This window comes from Pseudomonas sp. P4_C4 (genome assembly GCF_056402055.1).
The window spans coordinates 1-17,905 of the sequence record NZ_JBFUID010000012.1 but is presented as its reverse complement, the minus strand read 5'-3'; the positions used below and the strand labels follow the sequence as shown (position 1 = coordinate 17,905).

Below are 17,905 nucleotides of genomic sequence, written 5' to 3'. Positions count from 1 at the left end.
CGGCTTGCGAGCGTGGCGAGGCGTGCCGGGCATGCCTCGGGTCGACGTGGCGTTAGTTCTGCGCCGCCATGATTTCGGTGACGGCGCGGGTGTAGGCCTTTTGCGTGGTGCCGCCCAGGTCGCGCAATTGCTCCATTTTCAGCAGCTCGGCGGGGGCAATGGTCAGGTTGGGGTATTGCTTGAGCAAGTCAGCGGACAACCCGGCCATGGCCGCCTGGTTGGGGACTTTGTAGAGGATGTTCTCGGCGACCCAGGCGTGGTTTTCCTTGGCCAACATGAAGTTGATGAACTTGAAGGCCTGGTCCTGGTGCCTGGAATTCTTGAGCACCACCATGGTGTCTACCCACAGGTCGGAACCTTCCTTGGGCACCACGAACCTGATCGCCGCGTTGGCCTGGGTGCCGTAGTTGCACCAGCCGTCCCAGGCGTGGGCCATCAGCGATTCGCCGGAGGCCAGCTTGGAATAGAAGGTGGTGTCGTCGAAGGACAGAATGCGTTTTTTGGTGGCGATCAGTTGATCGCGAACCGCGGCGATTTGCGCGGGGTCGCTATCGTTGACCGACCAGCCCTTGGCGAGGAAACCGGCACCGAGCATCCAGCGGTCGGTGGCGAGCATCGTCACCTTGCCCTTGAGGGCATCGCTCGGATTGAGCAGCTCGTTCCAGCTCTGCGGCGCCGGCGTCACCTTGTCGGAGCGATAGCAGATGCCTGTGGTGCCCCATGTGTAAGGCACGGAGAACTGGTTGCCCTGGTCATATTCCAGGTGAGTGGCTTCGGGGTAGAGGTTTTTCAGGTTGGGGACCTTGACCGGATCGATGTCCGCCAGCAGCCCCTGTTTGTGCAGGACTTCGGCGAAAGGCGAGGAGACGAACACCACGTCATACCCTTCACCACCGGACGCCATCAGCTTGCCCATGATTTCTTCGTTGGTGGCGTGCAGCGCCTTGTCGACGTCCACACCGCTGGCAACCTTGAACTTCTCCAGCGCATCCGGAGCCATGTAGCCGTCCCAGATGGAAATCACCATGTCTTTCGCACTTGCAGCCTGTGAAGCGATCGCCAGGGAAACGGCCAACCCCACGCACAGAAGATCATTCAGCTTGCTCATAAATACTCACCCGACGATTGTTTATTGTTGTGTTCGAAGGCAGTACGGCAAAACGAGAAACGATTGCTGGTGTTTTTTTTTAGAAATTAGGACCAGTATCAAAAGATGTCAACGCTTTTTTCCGGCCTGACGACTGACCGGCGCATGACATAAGATGAGCAACCGAGCCCGACAGCGGATCACCACGAGAACAGACGCTTGAGCACGACAGCCGAAAAAAAACCGCGCACCAATCACCTGGAACTGGCCCGGCGCATCCTCGAGCACACTCAGGAAAGCGGCCTGATGGCCGGCGACCCGGTGGCCGAACAGGCCCTGGCCCGCACGTTCCAGGTCTCGCGCACGCTGATTCGCGGCGCGCTGAAAGTGCTGCTGGAAGAAAACCTGCTGAGCCATGAAGCCGGCAAGGGTTACCGATTGCTGGCATCGCCGACAGGCCAGGCATTCAACGCCACCCTGCCGCAAGCCGAGGAAGAAGAACTGGCTGCCTCGGTACTGCGCGATCGCATGGCCGGGCGCCTGGGCGACAGCATCAGCATCAGCGAACTGATGCGCCGCTACGACATCGGCCGGCCAGCGGCGCAAAAGGCCCTGCAGCAATTGAGCGAAAGCCAGGCCATCGAGCGCGGCCCCGGCCAGTCCTGGCTGTTTCGTCCGTCGCTGAACAGCCTGGCCGCTCTGGAAGAAAGCCTGAAGTTCCGCCTGATTCTCGAGCCCGAAGCCTTGCTCAGCCCGAGCTTCAATGCCGACCCGCAACGCCTGGCGCTGTTGCGTAGCGCCACGCAAAGCCTGCTCTCAAGCCCGGTGGAAGACTTCGATATCCAGCAGTTTCGCGAACTGGACATCAGCTTCCACGAACTGCTGGCCCAAAGCTGCGGCAACCGCTTCATCAGCGACGCCCTGCTCCAACACCAGGGCCTGCGCCGCTTGCCGAACCTGCTGCCATCGGTGAGCGTGCACCGCCTGCAGGAGGCGCTGCGCGAACACCTGCAGATCATCGCGCAGATCGAACGCGGGCAGATGGAGATCGCCGCCGACCTGCTGCGCCTGCACCTGCGCCTGAGCGCCGCGCAACGCCCGCAAACCGCCAACCGTGGCATCCCGCAAAGTCATCTGTTCGGGCGTCGCTAATCATCACGTAAAAACATGATGATTTTTTTTTGAAAATAAGACAGCATCCAAAACACCTTCAGGAGCGGCGGGGCTGACCCGCCATGGACAGTCCCTCGCCATGCAAAAACAAAAACTGATCGCCCTGTTTCCGGAAGCCAGTTTCGGCGCGGCCCTGAACTGCATTGGTATCGCCCAGTCGCTGCGCGAACTGGGCGCCAGGCCGGTGTTCATCTGCCATGAACATTTCCAGGGGTTGTTCGCCGAATACGGTTTCGATGAATACCCGATTCCGCAAGTGAGCCCGTTGTCGGCGGCGGAACACCAGCACTACTGGGAGCGCTTCATCGAGCGCAGCATTCCCTACTTCGACCAGACCCCGCTGGCGCAGATCGACAGCTACGTGGCGCCGGCCTGGGAAGCCATCACCGACACCGCCATCGAAGCGGAAAAACCCTTGCAGCAGTTGCTCGGCCGCCTCAAGCCCGACGTGATCGTGCTCGACAACGTGGTGATGTTCCCGGCCATTGCCAACGCCGGTTGCCCGTGGGTGCGGATGGTGTCCTGCGCTGAAACCGAGCTGCCGGATGCGGCCGTCCCGCCGTACCTGTCCGGATGCCTGGCCAGTGACACGAAGGCCTGCGAGCGTTACTCCGAGCATTACCTCAAAGCCGTCGCACCGGCCCATGAACGCTTTTCGCAGTTTCTCCTGAGCAACAATACGGCGCCGTGTCCTGCAGGGCAGTTCCTCACTGACTCGCCATGGCTGAACCTGCTGCTGTCGCCGACGCCAGTGCGCTATGAACGCCAGCAACCGCTCGACCCGCAGCGCTACGTCTACCTCGACGGCTGCGTACGACGGGAAGCGCCGTACATCGTCCCGGACTTTCCACGGCACAACGACGCGCCGCTGATCTACCTCAGCTTCGGCAGCCTCGGCGCGGCCGACACCGGGATGATGAAACGCCTGATCAACACTATCGAAACCTTGCCGTACCGTTTCCTGGTCAACGTCGGTGCCTACCGCGACATGTACACCACCGTGCCGGACAACGTGTACCTCGACAGCTGGTTTGCCCAGCCGGCGGTGCTCAAGGAATGCGATGTGTTCATCCACCACGGTGGCAACAACAGCTTCTGCGAGGCGCTGTATTTCGGCTTGCCGTCGCTGATCATTCCGTATTGCTGGGACGGCCACGACAATGCCGCCCGCGCCGAGGAAGTCGGTGTCGGCCGCTATCTGCCGCGCTTTGCCGATCCCCTGGCCGCCCTGCCCGCCGCCCTCGAACAGCTGCTGGCGGATAAACCGATGAAACAACGCCTCATAGCGTTCAGCGAACGCATGCAGGCGACCCGCGGCACCGACATTGCCGCGCGCGCCATTCTTGATCTCTAGCCAAAACAACAAAAACCCGTCGGGCAACCGAACGCAATCGTCGCTGCCCGACACACCGCCGGAGTTTCAGCATGAAGGCCCCACCGCGTCTCGATTCCCTCGACCATGTCCTGCCCCATCCTTTTTGGCAGGACACTGTCACCCCACCGCCCGCTGCACCTTCCGTCACCGGCACGCTGCAATGCGACCTGGCAGTGGTCGGTGGTGGATTTACTGGATTGTGGACGGCGTTACTGGCGCGCCAGCGCAACCCCGGGCTGAGCATCGCGATCATCGAGGCGCGACGCTGCGGCGGCGAGGCCAGCGGGCGCAATGGCGGTTTCTGCGCACCGAGCATTTCCCATGGGGTGTCCAACGCGCTCAAGCGCTGGCCGGATGAAGCACAGCAACTGATCCGCCTCGGCCGGCAGAACCTTGATGAACTGGCCGCCGACCTGCAACGCTTTGGCATGCACGTCGAGTTCGAACGCCAGGGCAAACTCAACGTCGCCAGCCAACCGTGGCAGATCGACGGGTTGCGCTCGATGCAGCGCAACTATGCGCAGTTCGGTATTGACTGCCAGTGGCTGGAAGGCAGCGATCTGGCACAGAAACTCGACTCCCCGGCGTATGCGGCGGGCCTGTTCGAGCCCAATTACGCCCTGCTCAACCCGGCGAAAATGGCCACCGAACTGCGCCGCGTCTGCCTTGAACAAGGGATTCAACTGTTCGAAAACAGCCCGGTCCTGCAACTGGATGCCCGCAACGACAGCCTGCGCCTGCGCACTGCCGACGGCGAAGTCAGCGCCGGGAAAATCGCCCTCGCCACCAACATCGCCCCGCCGCTGCTCGGCCATCTGGCATCGAGCGTGATCCCGGTCTACGACTACAGCCTGGTCAGCGAACCCTTGAGCGATGCGCAGCTGCAAGCCATCGGCTGGACCGGCCGCTACGGCATCGCCGACGCCGGCAACCGGTTCCACTACCTGCGCAAGACCGCCGACAACCGCATTCTCTGGGCCGGCTTTGATGCCATCTACCATTTCGGCGGACGCCGCGACGAGGCACTGACCCAGCGCCCGCAAAGCTTCCAGCGCCTCGCCGAACAATTCCAACAGACCTTCCCGGCCATGGGCGATGTGCGTTTCAGCCATGCCTGGGGCGGCATCATCGACACCTCCGCACGCACCACGATGTTCACCGGTTGCGAGCACCAGGGCCGCGTCGCCTATGCCTTGGGCTTCACCGGGCAAGGGGTGTCCGCCAGCCGCTTCGCCGCACTGAACATGCTCGACCTGCTGGCCGGCGAGCGCACCGAACGCACCGAGCTGCTGATGACCTCCAAGGCGCCATTCCGCTTTCCGCCCGAACCCTTGCGTTACGTCGGGGTGAAACTGGCCCAACGCTCACTGGCGCGCGAAGACCGCGACGGTCACCGCGACTGGCTGCTCAAGTCCTTCGATGCCTTTGGCATCGGCTTCGATTCCTGATCCGGAGACCACCATGTCCACAGCCCTGCCCCGGCATGTCCTCGACTTCGCCAGCGACCTTGCCCCCCGTGAAACTGAAATCAACGACCCGGCCGTGGTCGACGCGCCTTATCGCAGCAAAAGTTGGCGGCACTTTGTGGCACCCGGGAAAAACGCCGTGGCCGGCATCTGGGAGGCGGGACCGCATCGGGAGCGCTGTCAGTGCGATTACGATGAGCTGTGTCACATTCTGCAAGGCACGGTGCGTCTGACCGATGCCAAGGGCGTTGCGCGCACGTTCGGCCCCGGTGATTCTTTCGTCGTAGCCAGCGGGTTCAATGGCACCTGGGAAAACCTCACCCCGGTGCGCAAGGTCTACTTCATCCTCGGCTAACGTACCTGATTACGCCCGCTGCGCTTGGCCTGATACAGCGCATCGTCGGCACGGGTCAGCAGGGTTTCCGGCGTGTCACCGGGTTGAGCATGAGCCACGCCGAACGACGCGGTGATGGTGTCCAGCACCGTGTCAGTACCTCGGGCCTTGACCCGCAGCGCCTGGATTTTCAGGCGCAGGCGCTCGGCAAAAGCACCGGCGGCCGCCAGATCCGGGCAATCCTTGAGCACGACACAGAATTCTTCACCACCGTAACGCGCGGCAATGGCCTCGGCCGGCAGCGAGTCTCGCAACACCTGGGCGACATGCTGAAGCACGCGGTCACCCAGGGGATGGCCGTACTGGTCGTTGAAATGCTTGAAGTGGTCGATATCCAGCATCACCAGGGCCACGCCGGTCGCCGCGTTGTTCATCGCCTGCTCGAGCTTGCGATTGAAGGTGGTGCGGTTGAGCAATTCGGTCAGGCCATCGAGGGTCGCGGCCAGTTGGGCGCGCTCCAGTTTGTCGCGCAGGCTTTTGATTTCATGCTGCGCCGACTGTAACTGGGCGAGGAAGTGTTCCTGCTGCCCTTGCATCAGCCGAGTGCTCTGTTGCAGCTGGACCAGGATGCTCGGCAAGTGCTCGCTGGCGGGCTCTTCGAGCATTTTCAGGTATTGGCCAAGGTTGGCCTGGAAATTCTGATTGCCCTTCACGCTGCGCGAAACATCGCGCTCCATGTCGTCGACCAGGTTGATCGCTTCCTGTTGCCCGGAACGGGCGTCCGTCAGTTCATCGCGGATGATGTACTCGCGAAACAGTTTGGCGGCCGACTCCGGCGGGAAATAGTCGAAGTCGCTGACCACCCGGTCCAGGTGCCGATTGAGTTCCGGCTCCTGGCCTTTGCTGTAGGTGTACCAGAGCGCGTAGTGCACCGGGTTGGGCGCAATGTTGTGACGAACCATCAGCGGCACTGCCTGCTTGAGCAACGCCGCTGCCTCGCGGGAGTCTTCCGGATACAGCGCTAGAACAGTCGCACGCGTGTCTGATTGGCTCATGGTTTCACTGTGGTTGTTATCATCGGCGATTGGCAAACTCGCTGAGCATAGCCATACGCCCGACAAACGACCATCCCGAATCACACAATCATTTCAACCCGGTACGCCTGTCCCACAGGCCCGATCAACTGTTGGTCGGCATCAAACCGGCCATGTTCTGGCGCCGACGGTACGCGGTATCGCAATTGGCCAGCCTGCTTTTGGTGGGAACGAGCCTGCTCCGGGCGGCGTTCCGACGAAGACGGCGGCACATCCAACATCGATGTGACCGACATACCGCCTTCGCGGGCAAGCCCGCTCCCACAGGTTTTTGTGAACGACATAAATCACTGGGGGGCTTGCCCGCGATGAGGCCAGCACAGTCATTTGTTCAGCCTGAGGGCTTGCTGCACCGCTCCATCCACGCTAAACCCACTCAGCAGCACCCCGCTAACCTCCACCTGCGGCAACGCCGCCAACGCCGTTTGTGCGTCGTCCTTCAGACGCGCCAGAATCAGCTGTTTGCCTTCCTGATGCACCCGCACAAAAAACTCCTGCAACGCCTCGATGCTGGTGCCATCCAGATCGGGCGATTCCTCAAGACTGAGAATCACCGTATGAATCGGCGATTGCGAATGCCGGATCAGACGCAAGGCGCCGCCAAGAATCCGCTCGACGTTGGCAAAGAACAACGCTTCCCCCGGCCGCACAATCATCACGCCAGACACTGCTTGCGCCGTTGGGTGGCGTTGCAGGTCGACAAAGTCGTGACCGCCATCGATGCGCCCCAGAATCTGGATATCCGCCGCCGACATCTGCTTGAGCATCAGCAACATACTGATCGCCACCGCCACCAGCAAGCCGTCCAGCACCCCCAGCACCAACACCGCACCCACGGCGCAGATCACCAGCAAGCGGTCACGGCGCCAGATGAAATACCGTCCCAGCGGCTGCAGGCTCAAGCCGCGCCCCAGGGCATGGATGACGATGGCGGCGAGGATCGGTTCCGGGGTCAGGGCGATGTAAGGCAGAACCGTCACGACAATGATCAGCACCACCAGCGCCGCCACGACACCGGCCAGGCGCGAAGTGGCACCCGCCGCCTCATTGGCCGACGTTGCCGAATACCCTGCCCCCGCCGGCATGCCGTGGAACAGGCCGGACAACAGGTTGGATGCCCCCAGCGCAAGCAGGTCGCGGTTCGAGGTGACGCGATCACCGTGCTTGAGCGCATAGGCACTGATCGAGCCATAAGACTCCGCATACAGAATCATCACCATGGCGAACGCCAATTCACCGAGACGCAGCCAGTCGGCAAACGGCAGTACCGGCAATTTCGGCACCTCCAGGCTCAGGTCGATCACGCCGATAAGCTTCACGCCATAAGCCGGCAGGTCCAGCCACTGCCCCGCCGCAATGCCGATCACCACCACCAACAAACCACCTGGCAGGCGCCGCAAGCGCGCGAACAGCCATAACAAGGCCAATGCCACGGCGCCGACGCCAGCCGCCGCCCAGTTCCATTGCGGCAGTTGTTCCAGCAATTGCGGCAGAAAACCCACCAGGCTGGCCTCGGTCAAATGCACGCCGACCACGCTGGCGACCTGCTTGAAAATAATGGTCAGCGCCAGGCCAAAGGCAAACCCGCGCAGCACCGGTTTGGCGATAAACGAGGTCACGCTGCCGAGCTTGAACAGCCCGGCCAGCAAGAAGAACCCCCCAGTCACCAGCACCAGGCCGATGGCCAGGGTCGAGCGAAGCTCAGGATCGCCATTGGCCAGGGTGGCGGTCGCGGCGGCCAGCACGGCGGCGGAAGATGAAGTGGCCGAGACAATCGCAAATCGGCTGGTGCCGAACAGGCCATAACACAGCAACCCGGCGAACAAGGCGATCACCCCGGCCTGGGGCGCCAGTGCGGCGATGCTTGAATAGGCGACCGCTTCGGGCAGCAACAGGCCGGCAATCGACAACCCTGCCAACAGGTCCTGCCAGCGATTGGGTTGCTCGGTGGGATTAGCGTTTGGGGCGCTCGACAATCCGGTGTCTCCAGGCGAAAAAAAACCGCTGCACATATCACGTGCAGCGGCCACTGTAGCTGAAAATCAAAAGATCGCAGCCTTCGGCAGCTCCTACACCGGCCGCGAACCGCTGCGATGTATCGGTCAACCCGATCTCTGTAGGAGCTGCCGCAGGCTGCGATCTCTTGATCTTTAACGTCAGGCAGTCAGCGAGTAGATCAGCGCCGTAATCGCCACCAGGCCCACCGCCGTCACGAAGACGTTGGACGCCTGACCGCGATAGCGTGCCATCGCCGGCACCTTGCGGATGGCGTACATCGGCATCAGGAACAGGATCGCCGCAATCACCGGGCCACCCAGGGTTTCGATCATGCCGAGGATGCTCGGGTTCAGCGTGGCGACGATCCAGCACACCACCAGCATGAACGCGGCGGTCATACGGTCCAGGCTCTTGGCGGATGGACGCTTGCCGCTCTTGACGATCAGGCCCTTGAGACCTTCGCTGGCGCCGATGTAGTGGCCCAGGAACGACTTGGAAATGGCCACGAAGGCTATCAGCGGCGCCGCAAAGGCGATGGTCGGGTTGCTGAAGTGGTTGGCCAGGTACGACAGGATCGACAGGTTCTGCGCCTTGGCTTCAGCCAGTTGCGCTGGCGACAGGGTCAGCACGCAACTGAAGACGAAGAACAGCACCATCACCACCATCAGCAGGTGGGCGCGGGACAGGATCTGCGAGCTGCGCTCCTCGGCGTGCTCCCCATAGCGGCGCTTCTGGTCCACGGCGAACGCCGAGATGATCGGCGAGTGGTTGAACGAGAACACCATCACCGGAATCGCCAGCCACAGGGTATGCAACAGCGCCGATGGTGCCGGCACGCTGCTGGCGGTGGCCAGGATCCCGCCGTTCCAGTGGGGAACCAGGTACACCGCCAGGAACAGCAGCGCAACGATGAACGGGTAGACCATCAGGCTCATGGCCTTGACGATCAGCTGCTCACCGCAACGCACCACCGCCAGCAGGCCAAGGATCAGCACCAGCGACAGCACGGCGCGCGGTGGCGGCATGATGTGCAGTTGATGCTCGAGGAAACTGCCCACGGTGTTGGTCAGCGCCACGCTGTAGATCAGCAGGATCGGGAAAATGGCGAAGAAGTACAGCAAGGTGATCAGGGCACCGGCCTTGATGCCGAAATGCTCTTCCACCACTTCAGTGATGTCGGCGCCTTCGCGACCGGACAGTACGAAACGGGTCAGCCCGCGGTGTGCGTAGAACGTCATCGGGAATGCCAGCAACGCCAGGATCAGCAGCGGCCAGAAACCGCCCAGGCCTGCGTTGATCGGCAAAAACAGAGTACCCGCACCAATCGCCGTGCCAAACAGGCCCAGCATCCAGGTGGTGTCTTGGCGATTCCAGCTCGACAGTGTTGCTGGTGTCGCGTCTACATAGCGTTCGTTAACGCTATTGGCCTGATCATTCATCCGGTGGGATCTCCACATTCCGGTCACTTGCCACCCGGCCTGGACGCGTCGGAATACCCGACAGGCGGCGTCCGGCCGAAACAGGGGCGCGATTCTGGAGGATTAGTGAACAGAAGCAAAGGCTTAGGTGAGGAACGGTGGTACCAGATAGACGAAAATCCCCTGTGGGAGATCCCCTGTGGGAGCGAGCTTGCTCGCGATGGCTTTGGCACATCCAACATCTATTTGACTGACACACCGCTATCGCGAGCAAGCTCGCTCCCACAAGGAATTGCGGTGTTTTCGAGGCTACGTTTCATCGCCAGATGGCATCCGTCACTTGATAAAGGTCCATCGTCATGTATTTTTAACTGACCTGCATTCCTTCTGGAGTCTTCCCATGCCACTGGTTCGCGTCGACATCAAAAAACATCAGGACCCCAACTACGCCAAGCGCATCGGCCAACTGATCTATGCCGCCATGCACAACACCATCGGCGTGCCGGAGAACGATAATTTCCAGATACTCGCCGAACACGATGCGCAGCATTTCATCTTTGATCCCGGTTATCTGGGCATCAACCGCACGGACCAACTGGTGGTAATCCAGATCACCATGAGCGAAGGCCGGACCGTCGAGCAGAAACAACGCCTCTACAAAACAATCGCCGAGAGCCTTAACACAGAGCTGGCCGTGCGCCTGGAGGACGTTTTCATTAATCTGGTGGAAGTGAAAAAAGAGAACTGGTCGTTCGGCAACGGGATTGCCCAATACGCCCTCTGATACTCAACCTGCAACCCCGAGAATGCCCCATGCCCCGAGTTTCCCGCAAACAAGCCGATCTCAACCGCGAGACCATAGTCGAAGCCGCCACACGGCTGTTTCGCGAACGCGGTTTGCACGGGATCAGTGTGGTCGATGTGATGGCCGCCGCGGGCCTGACCCACGGCGGTTTCTACGGGCACTTCGAATCCAGGGAAGCCCTGGCGCAAGAGGCCAGCGGCAGAGCCTTCGAGCAGGCCGCGCAGCGCTGGCAAGCGCGGGTGGCCGAGCATGACAGCAAGGACGCCGCCCGCCGCGCCGTGGTCGAACCGTACCTGTCTCGCGAAAGCCGGGACCATCCGGGCGACAGCTGCCCGGTGGTGGCCTTTGCCGGGGACATGTGCCACGAGGCCGCCGAAAGTGGCTTGCGCCAAACCTACATGCAGGGCCTGAACAACCTGCTCGATTCCCTCGGCTCGCTGCTGGACGCAGAGGACGAAGCCGGCAAACGGCAGCAGGCGCTGGTGCAGTATTCGCTGATGTTCGGCGCGCTGATGCTGTCCCGGGCCACCCGCGGCGACCCGCTCTCGGACGAGATTCTCGAAGCCGCCCGTGCCACCCTCATGTCGCCGAAACAAAGCGCCGCTCGAGCTGATTTTACGATGCCCACAGGGAGCCAAGCATGCCCGTAACCGTTCTGGTACTGGTTGAAACCATCAATGATTACCTGCCCATCCTCGAGCATCAGGGCTTCCATCTGATTCTGGCCCCGACACCCGCCGAGCGCGCCGAAGCCATCGACCGGCACGCCGGACAGATCGACGCCGTCCTCACCCGTGGCCCATTGGGGCTGTATGCCGATGAAATCGCCGCGCTGCCCCACCTCAAGATCATCTGCGTGATCGGCGCCGGCTATGAACACGTCGACCTGCAGGCCGCCGCCGACCGGGGCATCACCGTCACCAATGGCGCCGGGGTCAACGCCTCGTCCGTCGCCGACCATGCCATGGCGCTGCTGCTGTCGCTGGTGCGCGACATACCCCGCTGTGATGCTGCCGTACGACGCGGCGAGTGGCCGAAGATCATGCGCCCTTCCCTCGCTGGCAAACGCCTGGGCATCCTTGGCCTCGGCGCGGTCGGCATGGCCATCGCCAAACGCGCCAGCGCCGGTTTCGACATGACCATTGGTTACCACAATCGCCAGCTTCGCAGCGATGCGCCCTACACCTTCTGCTCGACCCCGACCGAACTGGCGCGCACCTCGGACTTCCTGATCGTCGCCACGCCCGGCGGCCCGGCCACCAGGCACCTGGTCAATCGCCAGGTGCTCAACGCGTTGGGTCCCCAGGGGTTTATCGTCAATATCGCCCGGGCCAGCGTGATTGCCACCGCTGACCTGATCAGCGCCCTGGAGCAACGCCGGATCGCCGGTGCCGCGCTGGATGTATTCGACACCGAACCGAAGGTGCCGGATGTGCTCAAGACCCTGAGCAACGTGATCCTCACGCCCCATGTCGCCGGGCTGTCCCCGGAAGCCACCCAAGGTACCGTCGAACTGGTGGGCAAGAACCTCGTGGCGTTTTTCTCCAGCCAACCGGTGCTGACGCCGATCGACTTGCCACCTGCCACGAGCCATGTCGCCCAGTGACAGCGATTCAAACAGCTGTATCAAAAACAATGATTGGCCGGCAACACGCTCGCCTATAAGAGCCATTCGCGGTTGTGGGTGCGCAGTCTGGGCATTAGATTAGCCAATAGTTTCAGGCCTCCAGAATAAGCAGAAGGGATAAGCATGGCGCTTAATGACCAGTCCACCCGTATCCGCACCGGCGAAGAGCTCGATGCCAGCCTGATCGATCCGTACCTCAAGGCCCATATTCCGGGGCTCAGCGGCTTGCCACGGATCAGCCAGTTTCCGGGCGGCGCTTCCAACCTCACCTACTTGCTGGAATACCCCGAACAGGAATTCGTCCTGCGTCGCCCGCCCTTCGGCCACAAGGCCAAGTCGGCCCACGACATGGGCCGTGAATTCCGCATCCTCAATCAACTGCGCGACGGCTTTCCGTACTGCCCGAAAGCCTATGTGCACTGCACCGACGAATCGGTGATCGGTGCCGAGTTCTATGTCATGGAACGGGTCAACGGCATCATCCTGCGCTCGGACCTGCCGCTGGAACTGGGCCTGGATCCGGCGAAAACCGAAGTCTTGTGCAAGAGCTTCATCGACAAATTCGTGGAACTGCATCGGGTCGACTACAACGCCTACGGCTTGGGCGACCTGGGCAAACCCGAAGGTTACGTGGCGCGGCAAATCAAAGGCTGGAGCGATCGCTACGAAAAAGCCCTGACCCCCGATGCGCCACAATGGGCAACGGTCAAGGCCTGGCTCAACGACAAGATGCCGGCCGACCATCCGGTCTCCAGCATCGTGCACAACGACTACCGCTTCGACAACGTGATCCTCGACCCGAACAACCCGATGCAGATCATCGGCGTGCTCGACTGGGAACTGACCACCCTGGGCGATCCGCTGATGGACCTGGGCAACACCCTCGCCTACTGGATCGAAGCCGATGATCCGGCGCCGGTGCAGATGATGCGCCGCCAACCAAGCCACGCGCCGGGCATGTTGACCCGCCGCGAGTTCGTCGATTACTACGCCGAACGCTCGGGCATCCGCATCGACAATTTCGACTTCTACTACACCTACGGCCTGTTCCGCCTGGCCGGCATCGTGCAGCAGATCTACTACCGCTTCTACCACGGCCAGACCCAGGACAAACGCTTCGCGCAGTTCATTCACATGAACAAGCTGCTGGAGCAGATGAGCTTGCAAGTCATCCAGAAATCCAGCCTCTGAGCCTGATTCTATTCAATCCACCGATCCACCGAACTCCTGTAGGAGCGAGCTTGCTCGCGAAGGTCTTTAACGATAACGCTCGCTTACTGACCAAACGCAGCAAGCCGTCCCTACCAAACAGCATCAGCAAAACCCCGGCATTCGACTCGATAACAAGACTTTTTATAAGGGAATCCCAATGTCCAAGACTCAGTTGTTCGACCTCGACGGCAAGATCGCTTTCGTCTCCGGTGCCAGCCGTGGCATCGGTGAAGCCATCGCCAAACTGCTGGCCCAGCAAGGCGCCCACGTAATCGTCTCGAGCCGCAAACTCGAAGGCTGCCAGCACGTAGCCGACGCGATCATCGCCGCCGGCGGCAAGGCCACCGCCATCGCCTGCCACATCGGCGAAATGGAACAGATCAGCCAGGTCTTCGCCGGCATCAAGGAACAGTTCGGCCGCCTCGACATCCTGGTCAACAACGCCGCGACCAACCCGCAGTTCTGCAACGTGCTGGACACCGACCTCAGCGCCTTCCAGAAAACCGTCGACGTGAACATCCGCGGCTACTTCTTCATGTCGGTCGAAGCCGGCAAGCTGATGCGCGAAAACGGTGGCGGCAGCATCATCAACGTCGCCTCGATCAACGGTGTCTCGCCGGGGATCTTCCAGGGCATCTACTCGGTGACCAAGGCGGCGGTCATCAACATGACCAAGGTGTTTGCCAAGGAGTGTGCGCAGTTCGGGATTCGTTGCAATGCGTTGTTGCCGGGGCTGACCGACACCAAGTTCGCTTCGGCACTGGTGAAGAACGATGCGATTTTGAAGACCGCACTGGCGCAGATTCCGCTGAAACGGGTGGCGGACCCGAGTGAGATGGCGGGGGCGGTGCTTTATTTGGCGAGTGATGCGTCGAGTTATACGACTGGGGTTTCGTTGAATGTGGATGGGGGTTTCCTGTCCTGATACGGTTCACCGGATTGACAAAAAAACGATAGCGTTCGTGGGAACGCTATCGGTGCCAATCGGGTTCCACTGGTCCACTTGCCAACCAACAGGTCAAGGCTGAACGTTAATCAGGTTCGGGTCACTGGCTTGTCCGCCCGACAATAGAAATGTCAGGGGTACACCGTTGGCATCGCACAGCATGTGAATCTTGGTGGTCAGGCCGCCCGGGCTGCGGCCGAGCGCATGATCTGCGGTTCTTCAGGCCCCCTTTTTTCCCGGCACCAGAAGAGGCCCGGGTTGCGCTTACTGCCGTGGAGTCAATCATCCAAGTCTCCAGATCAATTTACCCTTGCTCGCTCAGCTTGATGTGAAGCCGTCTGAGCATCTGGTCAAACGTCCCGCGATTGCCCCAGTCACGAAAACGTTGATAAACCGTTGACCAAGGGCCGAAACGCTCAGAACCGAATTTGCTGGACGGAGTGACGCTCCCCTTGAACATAGACCCAGGCACTAAATAGACCTGTCTGGGTACTGGGTATCTCCGTCGTACATACACCATCCAACCCTGAAAAGGAATGCCAGATTTTTCCATTAAACTCCCAAGAAACCCTGACATAACTGGGTCTTAGTTCACCATCTCCAAGTACCGTTACCTTAACAACCCTCGTGCTGCCACCAATAATACTTGTAATACGCGTTAAACTAAAATCTGACCTGTGAAAGCCCGGATACATGCTCAATGCAATGGTTTGCGTTCCACCAAATTCAAGAATGAAGGGCCTGTCATCACCAGACAAATACACACGCCAGGTATGTCCATCAACACCTACTGGCACAGAAATCCCAAAACCCGGGGTCGGTTCGATTGTCCCTGGATAGAAAGGTCGCTTCAGTGAAAATACAGGATCATTCTTTGAACCGGCCTCCGGTTTCAATGTAATCAACATGTACTTATTCCGGACCGGATAAGCCACATCCACCCCAGGCTTGTGCTCCACACCGTCGATCAAAACTTTATACGTTAAACGGTCAACCAGCCTGCAGGACTCAAGCGAAAGTGGCACAGGCAAATCCTTGGCGACAAACGCCATATTGAAGGTACCCGTATTAGTTGGCCGCCCTGTAATGGTCCATTTGTATTCTGTCTGTGGCTCCCCCAGTTCAGGGCTTACGTCAAGATCATCACGTGCAACCCCCGTACCGCTAACCCAATTCAACGAAATGGGCAGGATCGCGACAGGACTATCAGGATCGACCTCCAAGGTCAGTTCGCGGGGTCTTTCCCAAAGAAAATCTGCCCCGTTCTCGGGAACTGGACGACCATCAATCAACACAGTTGCTTCATCAGCCAGGTTGCTCGAAATCACCAGGCTTCGATGCTCCCAAGACACCAGCACTTCCCTGCTGAAAAACACCAGGGTGATACGACCGCTCTTGCCAGCGTCCGGCGTAATCTTCCACTTGAACTGGCCATCGACGGGAGTCACCCAATCGCCAAAACTCGGCGATGCTGCGATGTTCAAACCGCCACCCTCAGCCAGCCCCAGGTTGAGCTCCCTGGCAATTCCCGGTGGAGCCTCCACCGTTACATCGCTTGCCTGCCCACGGTGCAACAAAATGGGTTCGTTCCATTTCACCTCCTTACCGTTGACGGTTAACGTGGCTTGTTCCCAAGGGCTTGCTGCAGCGGTTACAGCGTTTAGTTCGGCGGTCATGACGACGATTCCTTTTCAGCGATGGACATAAAAAACAGTCCGTTAACTATCAGGAAAAATCGATGTGTCGGAAACTGTCATAACTGACAGGTCAATTAGAACAAAATGCAATAAAAGCTCCAACTTTCTTATCAAAGTCATGTACGGAATGAAATCAGTGCTCGACTCGACAGCAGGGTCACGTTTGTCTCCGGCGCCAGCCGTAGCATTGGTGAAGCCATCGCCTGCCACATCGGTGAAATGGAACAGGCCAGCCAGGTCTTCGCCGGCATCAAGGAACAGTTCGGCCGCCTCGACATCCTGGTCAACAACGCCGCGACCAACCCGCAGTTCTGCAACGTGCTCGACACCGACCTCAGCGCCTTCCAGAAAACCGTCGACGTGAACATCCGCGGCTACTTCTTCATGTCGGTGGAAGCCGGCAAGCTGATGCGCGAAAACGGCGGCGGCAGCATCATCAACGTCGCCTCGATCAACGGCGTTTCGCCGGGGATCTTCCAGGGCATCTACTCGGTGACCAAGGCGGCGGTGATCAACATGACCAAGGTGTTTGCCAAGGAATGTGCGCAGTTCGGGATTCGTTGCAATGCGTTGTTGCCGGGGCTGACCGATACCAAATTCGCTTCGGCGCTGGTGAAAAACGAAGCCATTCTGAACACTGCTTTACAGCAGATTCCACTGAAGCGGGTGGCGGATCCGAGTGAGATGGCGGGGGCAGTGCTTTATTTGGCCAGTGATGCTTCGAGTTACACGACTGGGGTTTCGTTGAATGTGGATGGGGGGTTCTTGTCCTGAACGGCTGCACTGGATGAACAAAAGGCAGTCTCTGACTGCCTTTTGTTATTTGCCGTCGATCAATTACCTAGGTGAATCCTGCGGATCGATATTTTCCAATGCCTGATACACCTCCAACCCCAATAACCCTGCAAAAATTGATGGTTATCCATTTTCCGAAAATGCAACTAAATTATCAATTCCGCACATTCAAACGTATCGTCCCCATGTACTGTTTTCCACCCAGTGTCGATACTGCTGATAGATGATATTCACCAAGGGGTAATATCAGCTGGCCAGACGATATCCCGCTGCTATCAGTTCTGCTCATTGTTGGCAAGAGAATAGCGGAGCCATCAACCGTCAATGAAACATTCGCTACGGGGGCGTCGTTCGGTCCGGTAACCCGAACAGCTGCGTCATAATAACCTTCCGGGAGTCTTATCACGGCTGGGGGAACAGGTAATTCCACGTAGTCACCATCAAGCGCCTTCAAGAACCTCAGCTTATAACGTCCCAATAATCGGTTAGTCGGCGTAAGAAGCCTCGTGGCTTCTCCCTCGCTAGACAACTTCAACTTGAACGTTCCATCTTTCGCTGCGCCTGTGAGCGCCCACTTGTGGGTTGTGGATAGCTGGCGAAGAGGCGGCTGGCTAACAAGATCACCCGTTACAAGACCCGAGGCAGGATCCCAGTCAAGGGCCAAGGGAACACCCCTCAACATTTCTGCGTTCTTGTAATCCAAAGTGAGTGTTTGGGCTTCCCCGCCACCGATGAAATCTGCCCCGGTTGCCGGTATCGCAACGCCGTTTAATTTAACTATCACCTCATCAGCCAGGTTGCGCGATATCACCTTGCACACGGGCAGCGTAATGCCAGTGGACATGTCCGCACCTTTCAACTCCAGTTTGAACGTGCCG

15 protein-coding genes and 2 pseudogenes are annotated in these 17,905 nt (G+C 59.7%); 10 read left to right on the top strand and 7 right to left on the bottom strand.

The window, feature by feature from the left end:
* Positions 1-52: 52 nt before the first annotated feature.
* A complete protein-coding gene (locus tag AC1DXW_RS08835; protein ID WP_477753284.1) occupies positions 53-1,108 on the bottom strand; it encodes a polyamine ABC transporter substrate-binding protein in 1,056 nt (351 codons plus the stop codon).
* A 198-nt stretch (positions 1,109-1,306) separates the two neighbouring features.
* On the opposite strand from AC1DXW_RS08835, the gene AC1DXW_RS08830 reads away from it, so the two are divergent.
* The 4 genes from AC1DXW_RS08830 (at position 1,307) to AC1DXW_RS08815 (ending at position 5,456) form a co-directional block, all read left to right on the top strand.
* Positions 1,307-2,239, top strand: a complete 933-nt coding sequence (locus AC1DXW_RS08830; RefSeq protein WP_477759949.1) for a GntR family transcriptional regulator — start codon at positions 1,307-1,309, stop codon at positions 2,237-2,239.
* A 100-nt stretch (positions 2,240-2,339) separates the two neighbouring features.
* Positions 2,340-3,614 carry a nucleotide disphospho-sugar-binding domain-containing protein gene (locus tag AC1DXW_RS08825; protein WP_477753282.1) on the top strand — a complete coding sequence of 425 codons (1,275 nt, stop codon included), beginning with the start codon at positions 2,340-2,342 and terminating at the stop codon, positions 3,612-3,614.
* A gap of 71 nt (positions 3,615-3,685) precedes the next feature.
* Positions 3,686-5,083 (top strand): NAD(P)/FAD-dependent oxidoreductase, encoded by a 1,398-nt coding sequence (locus tag AC1DXW_RS08820; RefSeq protein WP_477753281.1) that lies wholly within the window; start codon positions 3,686-3,688, stop codon positions 5,081-5,083.
* 13 nt (positions 5,084-5,096) lie between these two features.
* Positions 5,097-5,456 carry a cupin domain-containing protein gene (locus AC1DXW_RS08815; RefSeq protein WP_477753280.1) on the top strand — a complete coding sequence of 120 codons (360 nt, stop codon included), beginning with the start codon at positions 5,097-5,099 and terminating at the stop codon, positions 5,454-5,456.
* On the opposite strand, the gene AC1DXW_RS08810 is transcribed toward AC1DXW_RS08815, so the two are convergent.
* From AC1DXW_RS08810 to AC1DXW_RS08800, 3 genes are all read right to left on the bottom strand, one after another.
* Positions 5,453-6,490, bottom strand: a complete 1,038-nt coding sequence (locus tag AC1DXW_RS08810) for a GGDEF domain-containing protein (RefSeq protein WP_477753279.1) — start codon at positions 6,488-6,490, stop codon at positions 5,453-5,455. The two genes, AC1DXW_RS08815 and AC1DXW_RS08810, sit on opposite strands and share 4 nt — an antisense overlap.
* Positions 6,491-6,852: 362 nt before the next feature.
* On the bottom strand, positions 6,853-8,505 hold the full coding sequence (locus AC1DXW_RS08805) for a SulP family inorganic anion transporter (RefSeq protein ID WP_477759948.1): 1,653 nt from the start codon (positions 8,503-8,505) through the stop codon (positions 6,853-6,855).
* Between the two features lie 180 nt (positions 8,506-8,685).
* On the bottom strand, positions 8,686-9,966 hold the full coding sequence (locus AC1DXW_RS08800) for a serine/threonine transporter (protein ID WP_477759947.1): 1,281 nt from the start codon (positions 9,964-9,966) through the stop codon (positions 8,686-8,688).
* A 379-nt stretch (positions 9,967-10,345) separates the two neighbouring features.
* Between AC1DXW_RS08800 and AC1DXW_RS08795 the strand changes: the two genes are divergently transcribed.
* The 5 genes from AC1DXW_RS08795 (at position 10,346) to AC1DXW_RS08775 (ending at position 14,514) form a co-directional block, all read left to right on the top strand.
* Positions 10,346-10,729, top strand: coding sequence for a tautomerase family protein (locus AC1DXW_RS08795; RefSeq protein WP_477753276.1), 384 nt, complete (start codon positions 10,346-10,348; stop codon positions 10,727-10,729).
* Positions 10,730-10,758: 29 nt separating this feature from the next.
* Positions 10,759-11,400 carry a TetR/AcrR family transcriptional regulator gene (locus AC1DXW_RS08790; RefSeq protein WP_477753275.1) on the top strand — a complete coding sequence of 214 codons (642 nt, stop codon included), beginning with the start codon at positions 10,759-10,761 and terminating at the stop codon, positions 11,398-11,400.
* Positions 11,391-12,356, top strand: a complete 966-nt coding sequence (locus tag AC1DXW_RS08785) for a 2-hydroxyacid dehydrogenase (RefSeq protein ID WP_477753274.1) — start codon at positions 11,391-11,393, stop codon at positions 12,354-12,356. The genes AC1DXW_RS08790 and AC1DXW_RS08785 overlap by 10 nt, the downstream gene beginning before the upstream one ends.
* 144 nt (positions 12,357-12,500) lie before the next feature.
* A complete protein-coding gene (locus tag AC1DXW_RS08780) occupies positions 12,501-13,568 on the top strand; it encodes a phosphotransferase family protein (protein WP_477753273.1) in 1,068 nt (355 codons plus the stop codon).
* A gap of 178 nt (positions 13,569-13,746) precedes the next feature.
* Positions 13,747-14,514 carry an SDR family oxidoreductase gene (locus tag AC1DXW_RS08775; RefSeq protein WP_477759946.1) on the top strand — a complete coding sequence of 256 codons (768 nt, stop codon included), beginning with the start codon at positions 13,747-13,749 and terminating at the stop codon, positions 14,512-14,514.
* A gap of 120 nt (positions 14,515-14,634) precedes the next feature.
* Here the strand turns inward: AC1DXW_RS08775 and AC1DXW_RS08770 are convergent.
* A pseudogene (locus tag AC1DXW_RS08770) lies at positions 14,635-14,953 on the bottom strand (transposase family protein); the annotation flags it as partial.
* Entirely contained in the window at positions 14,952-16,211 is a 1,260-nt protein-coding gene (locus AC1DXW_RS08765; protein ID WP_477756774.1) for a hypothetical protein, read from the bottom strand. The gene AC1DXW_RS08765 and the pseudogene AC1DXW_RS08770, both read right to left, overlap by 2 nt.
* 153 nt (positions 16,212-16,364) lie before the next feature.
* Here AC1DXW_RS08765 and AC1DXW_RS08760 point away from each other — a divergent pair, with 153 nt between their 5' ends.
* Complete coding sequence (locus AC1DXW_RS08760) at positions 16,365-17,006, top strand: SDR family oxidoreductase (protein WP_477759964.1); 642 nt, start codon at positions 16,365-16,367, stop codon at positions 17,004-17,006.
* A 175-nt stretch (positions 17,007-17,181) separates the two neighbouring features.
* Here the strand turns inward: AC1DXW_RS08760 and AC1DXW_RS08755 are convergent.
* Positions 17,182-17,905, bottom strand: a pseudogene (locus AC1DXW_RS08755) (hypothetical protein); the annotation flags it as partial.

What these genes read in the sequence shown, in the direction of transcription:
- AC1DXW_RS08835 (WP_477753284.1), bottom strand. Translation starts at nt 1,108, where the DNA reads ATGAGCAAGCTGAATGATCTTCTGTGCGTGGGGTTGGCCGTTTCCCTG.
- AC1DXW_RS08825 (WP_477753282.1), top strand. Translation starts at nt 2,340, where the DNA reads ATGCAAAAACAAAAACTGATCGCCCTGTTTCCGGAAGCCAGTTTCGGC.
- AC1DXW_RS08820 (WP_477753281.1), top strand. Translation starts at nt 3,686, where the DNA reads ATGAAGGCCCCACCGCGTCTCGATTCCCTCGACCATGTCCTGCCCCAT.
- AC1DXW_RS08815 (WP_477753280.1), top strand. Translation starts at nt 5,097, where the DNA reads ATGTCCACAGCCCTGCCCCGGCATGTCCTCGACTTCGCCAGCGACCTT.
- AC1DXW_RS08810 (WP_477753279.1), bottom strand. Translation starts at nt 6,490, where the DNA reads ATGAGCCAATCAGACACGCGTGCGACTGTTCTAGCGCTGTATCCGGAA.
- AC1DXW_RS08800 (WP_477759947.1), bottom strand. Translation starts at nt 9,966, where the DNA reads ATGAATGATCAGGCCAATAGCGTTAACGAACGCTATGTAGACGCGACA.
- AC1DXW_RS08795 (WP_477753276.1), top strand. Translation starts at nt 10,346, where the DNA reads ATGCCACTGGTTCGCGTCGACATCAAAAAACATCAGGACCCCAACTAC.
- AC1DXW_RS08790 (WP_477753275.1), top strand. Translation starts at nt 10,759, where the DNA reads ATGCCCCGAGTTTCCCGCAAACAAGCCGATCTCAACCGCGAGACCATA.
- AC1DXW_RS08785 (WP_477753274.1), top strand. Translation starts at nt 11,391, where the DNA reads ATGCCCGTAACCGTTCTGGTACTGGTTGAAACCATCAATGATTACCTG.
- AC1DXW_RS08780 (WP_477753273.1), top strand. Translation starts at nt 12,501, where the DNA reads ATGGCGCTTAATGACCAGTCCACCCGTATCCGCACCGGCGAAGAGCTC.
- AC1DXW_RS08775 (WP_477759946.1), top strand. Translation starts at nt 13,747, where the DNA reads ATGTCCAAGACTCAGTTGTTCGACCTCGACGGCAAGATCGCTTTCGTC.
- AC1DXW_RS08765 (WP_477756774.1), bottom strand. Translation starts at nt 16,211, where the DNA reads ATGACCGCCGAACTAAACGCTGTAACCGCTGCAGCAAGCCCTTGGGAA.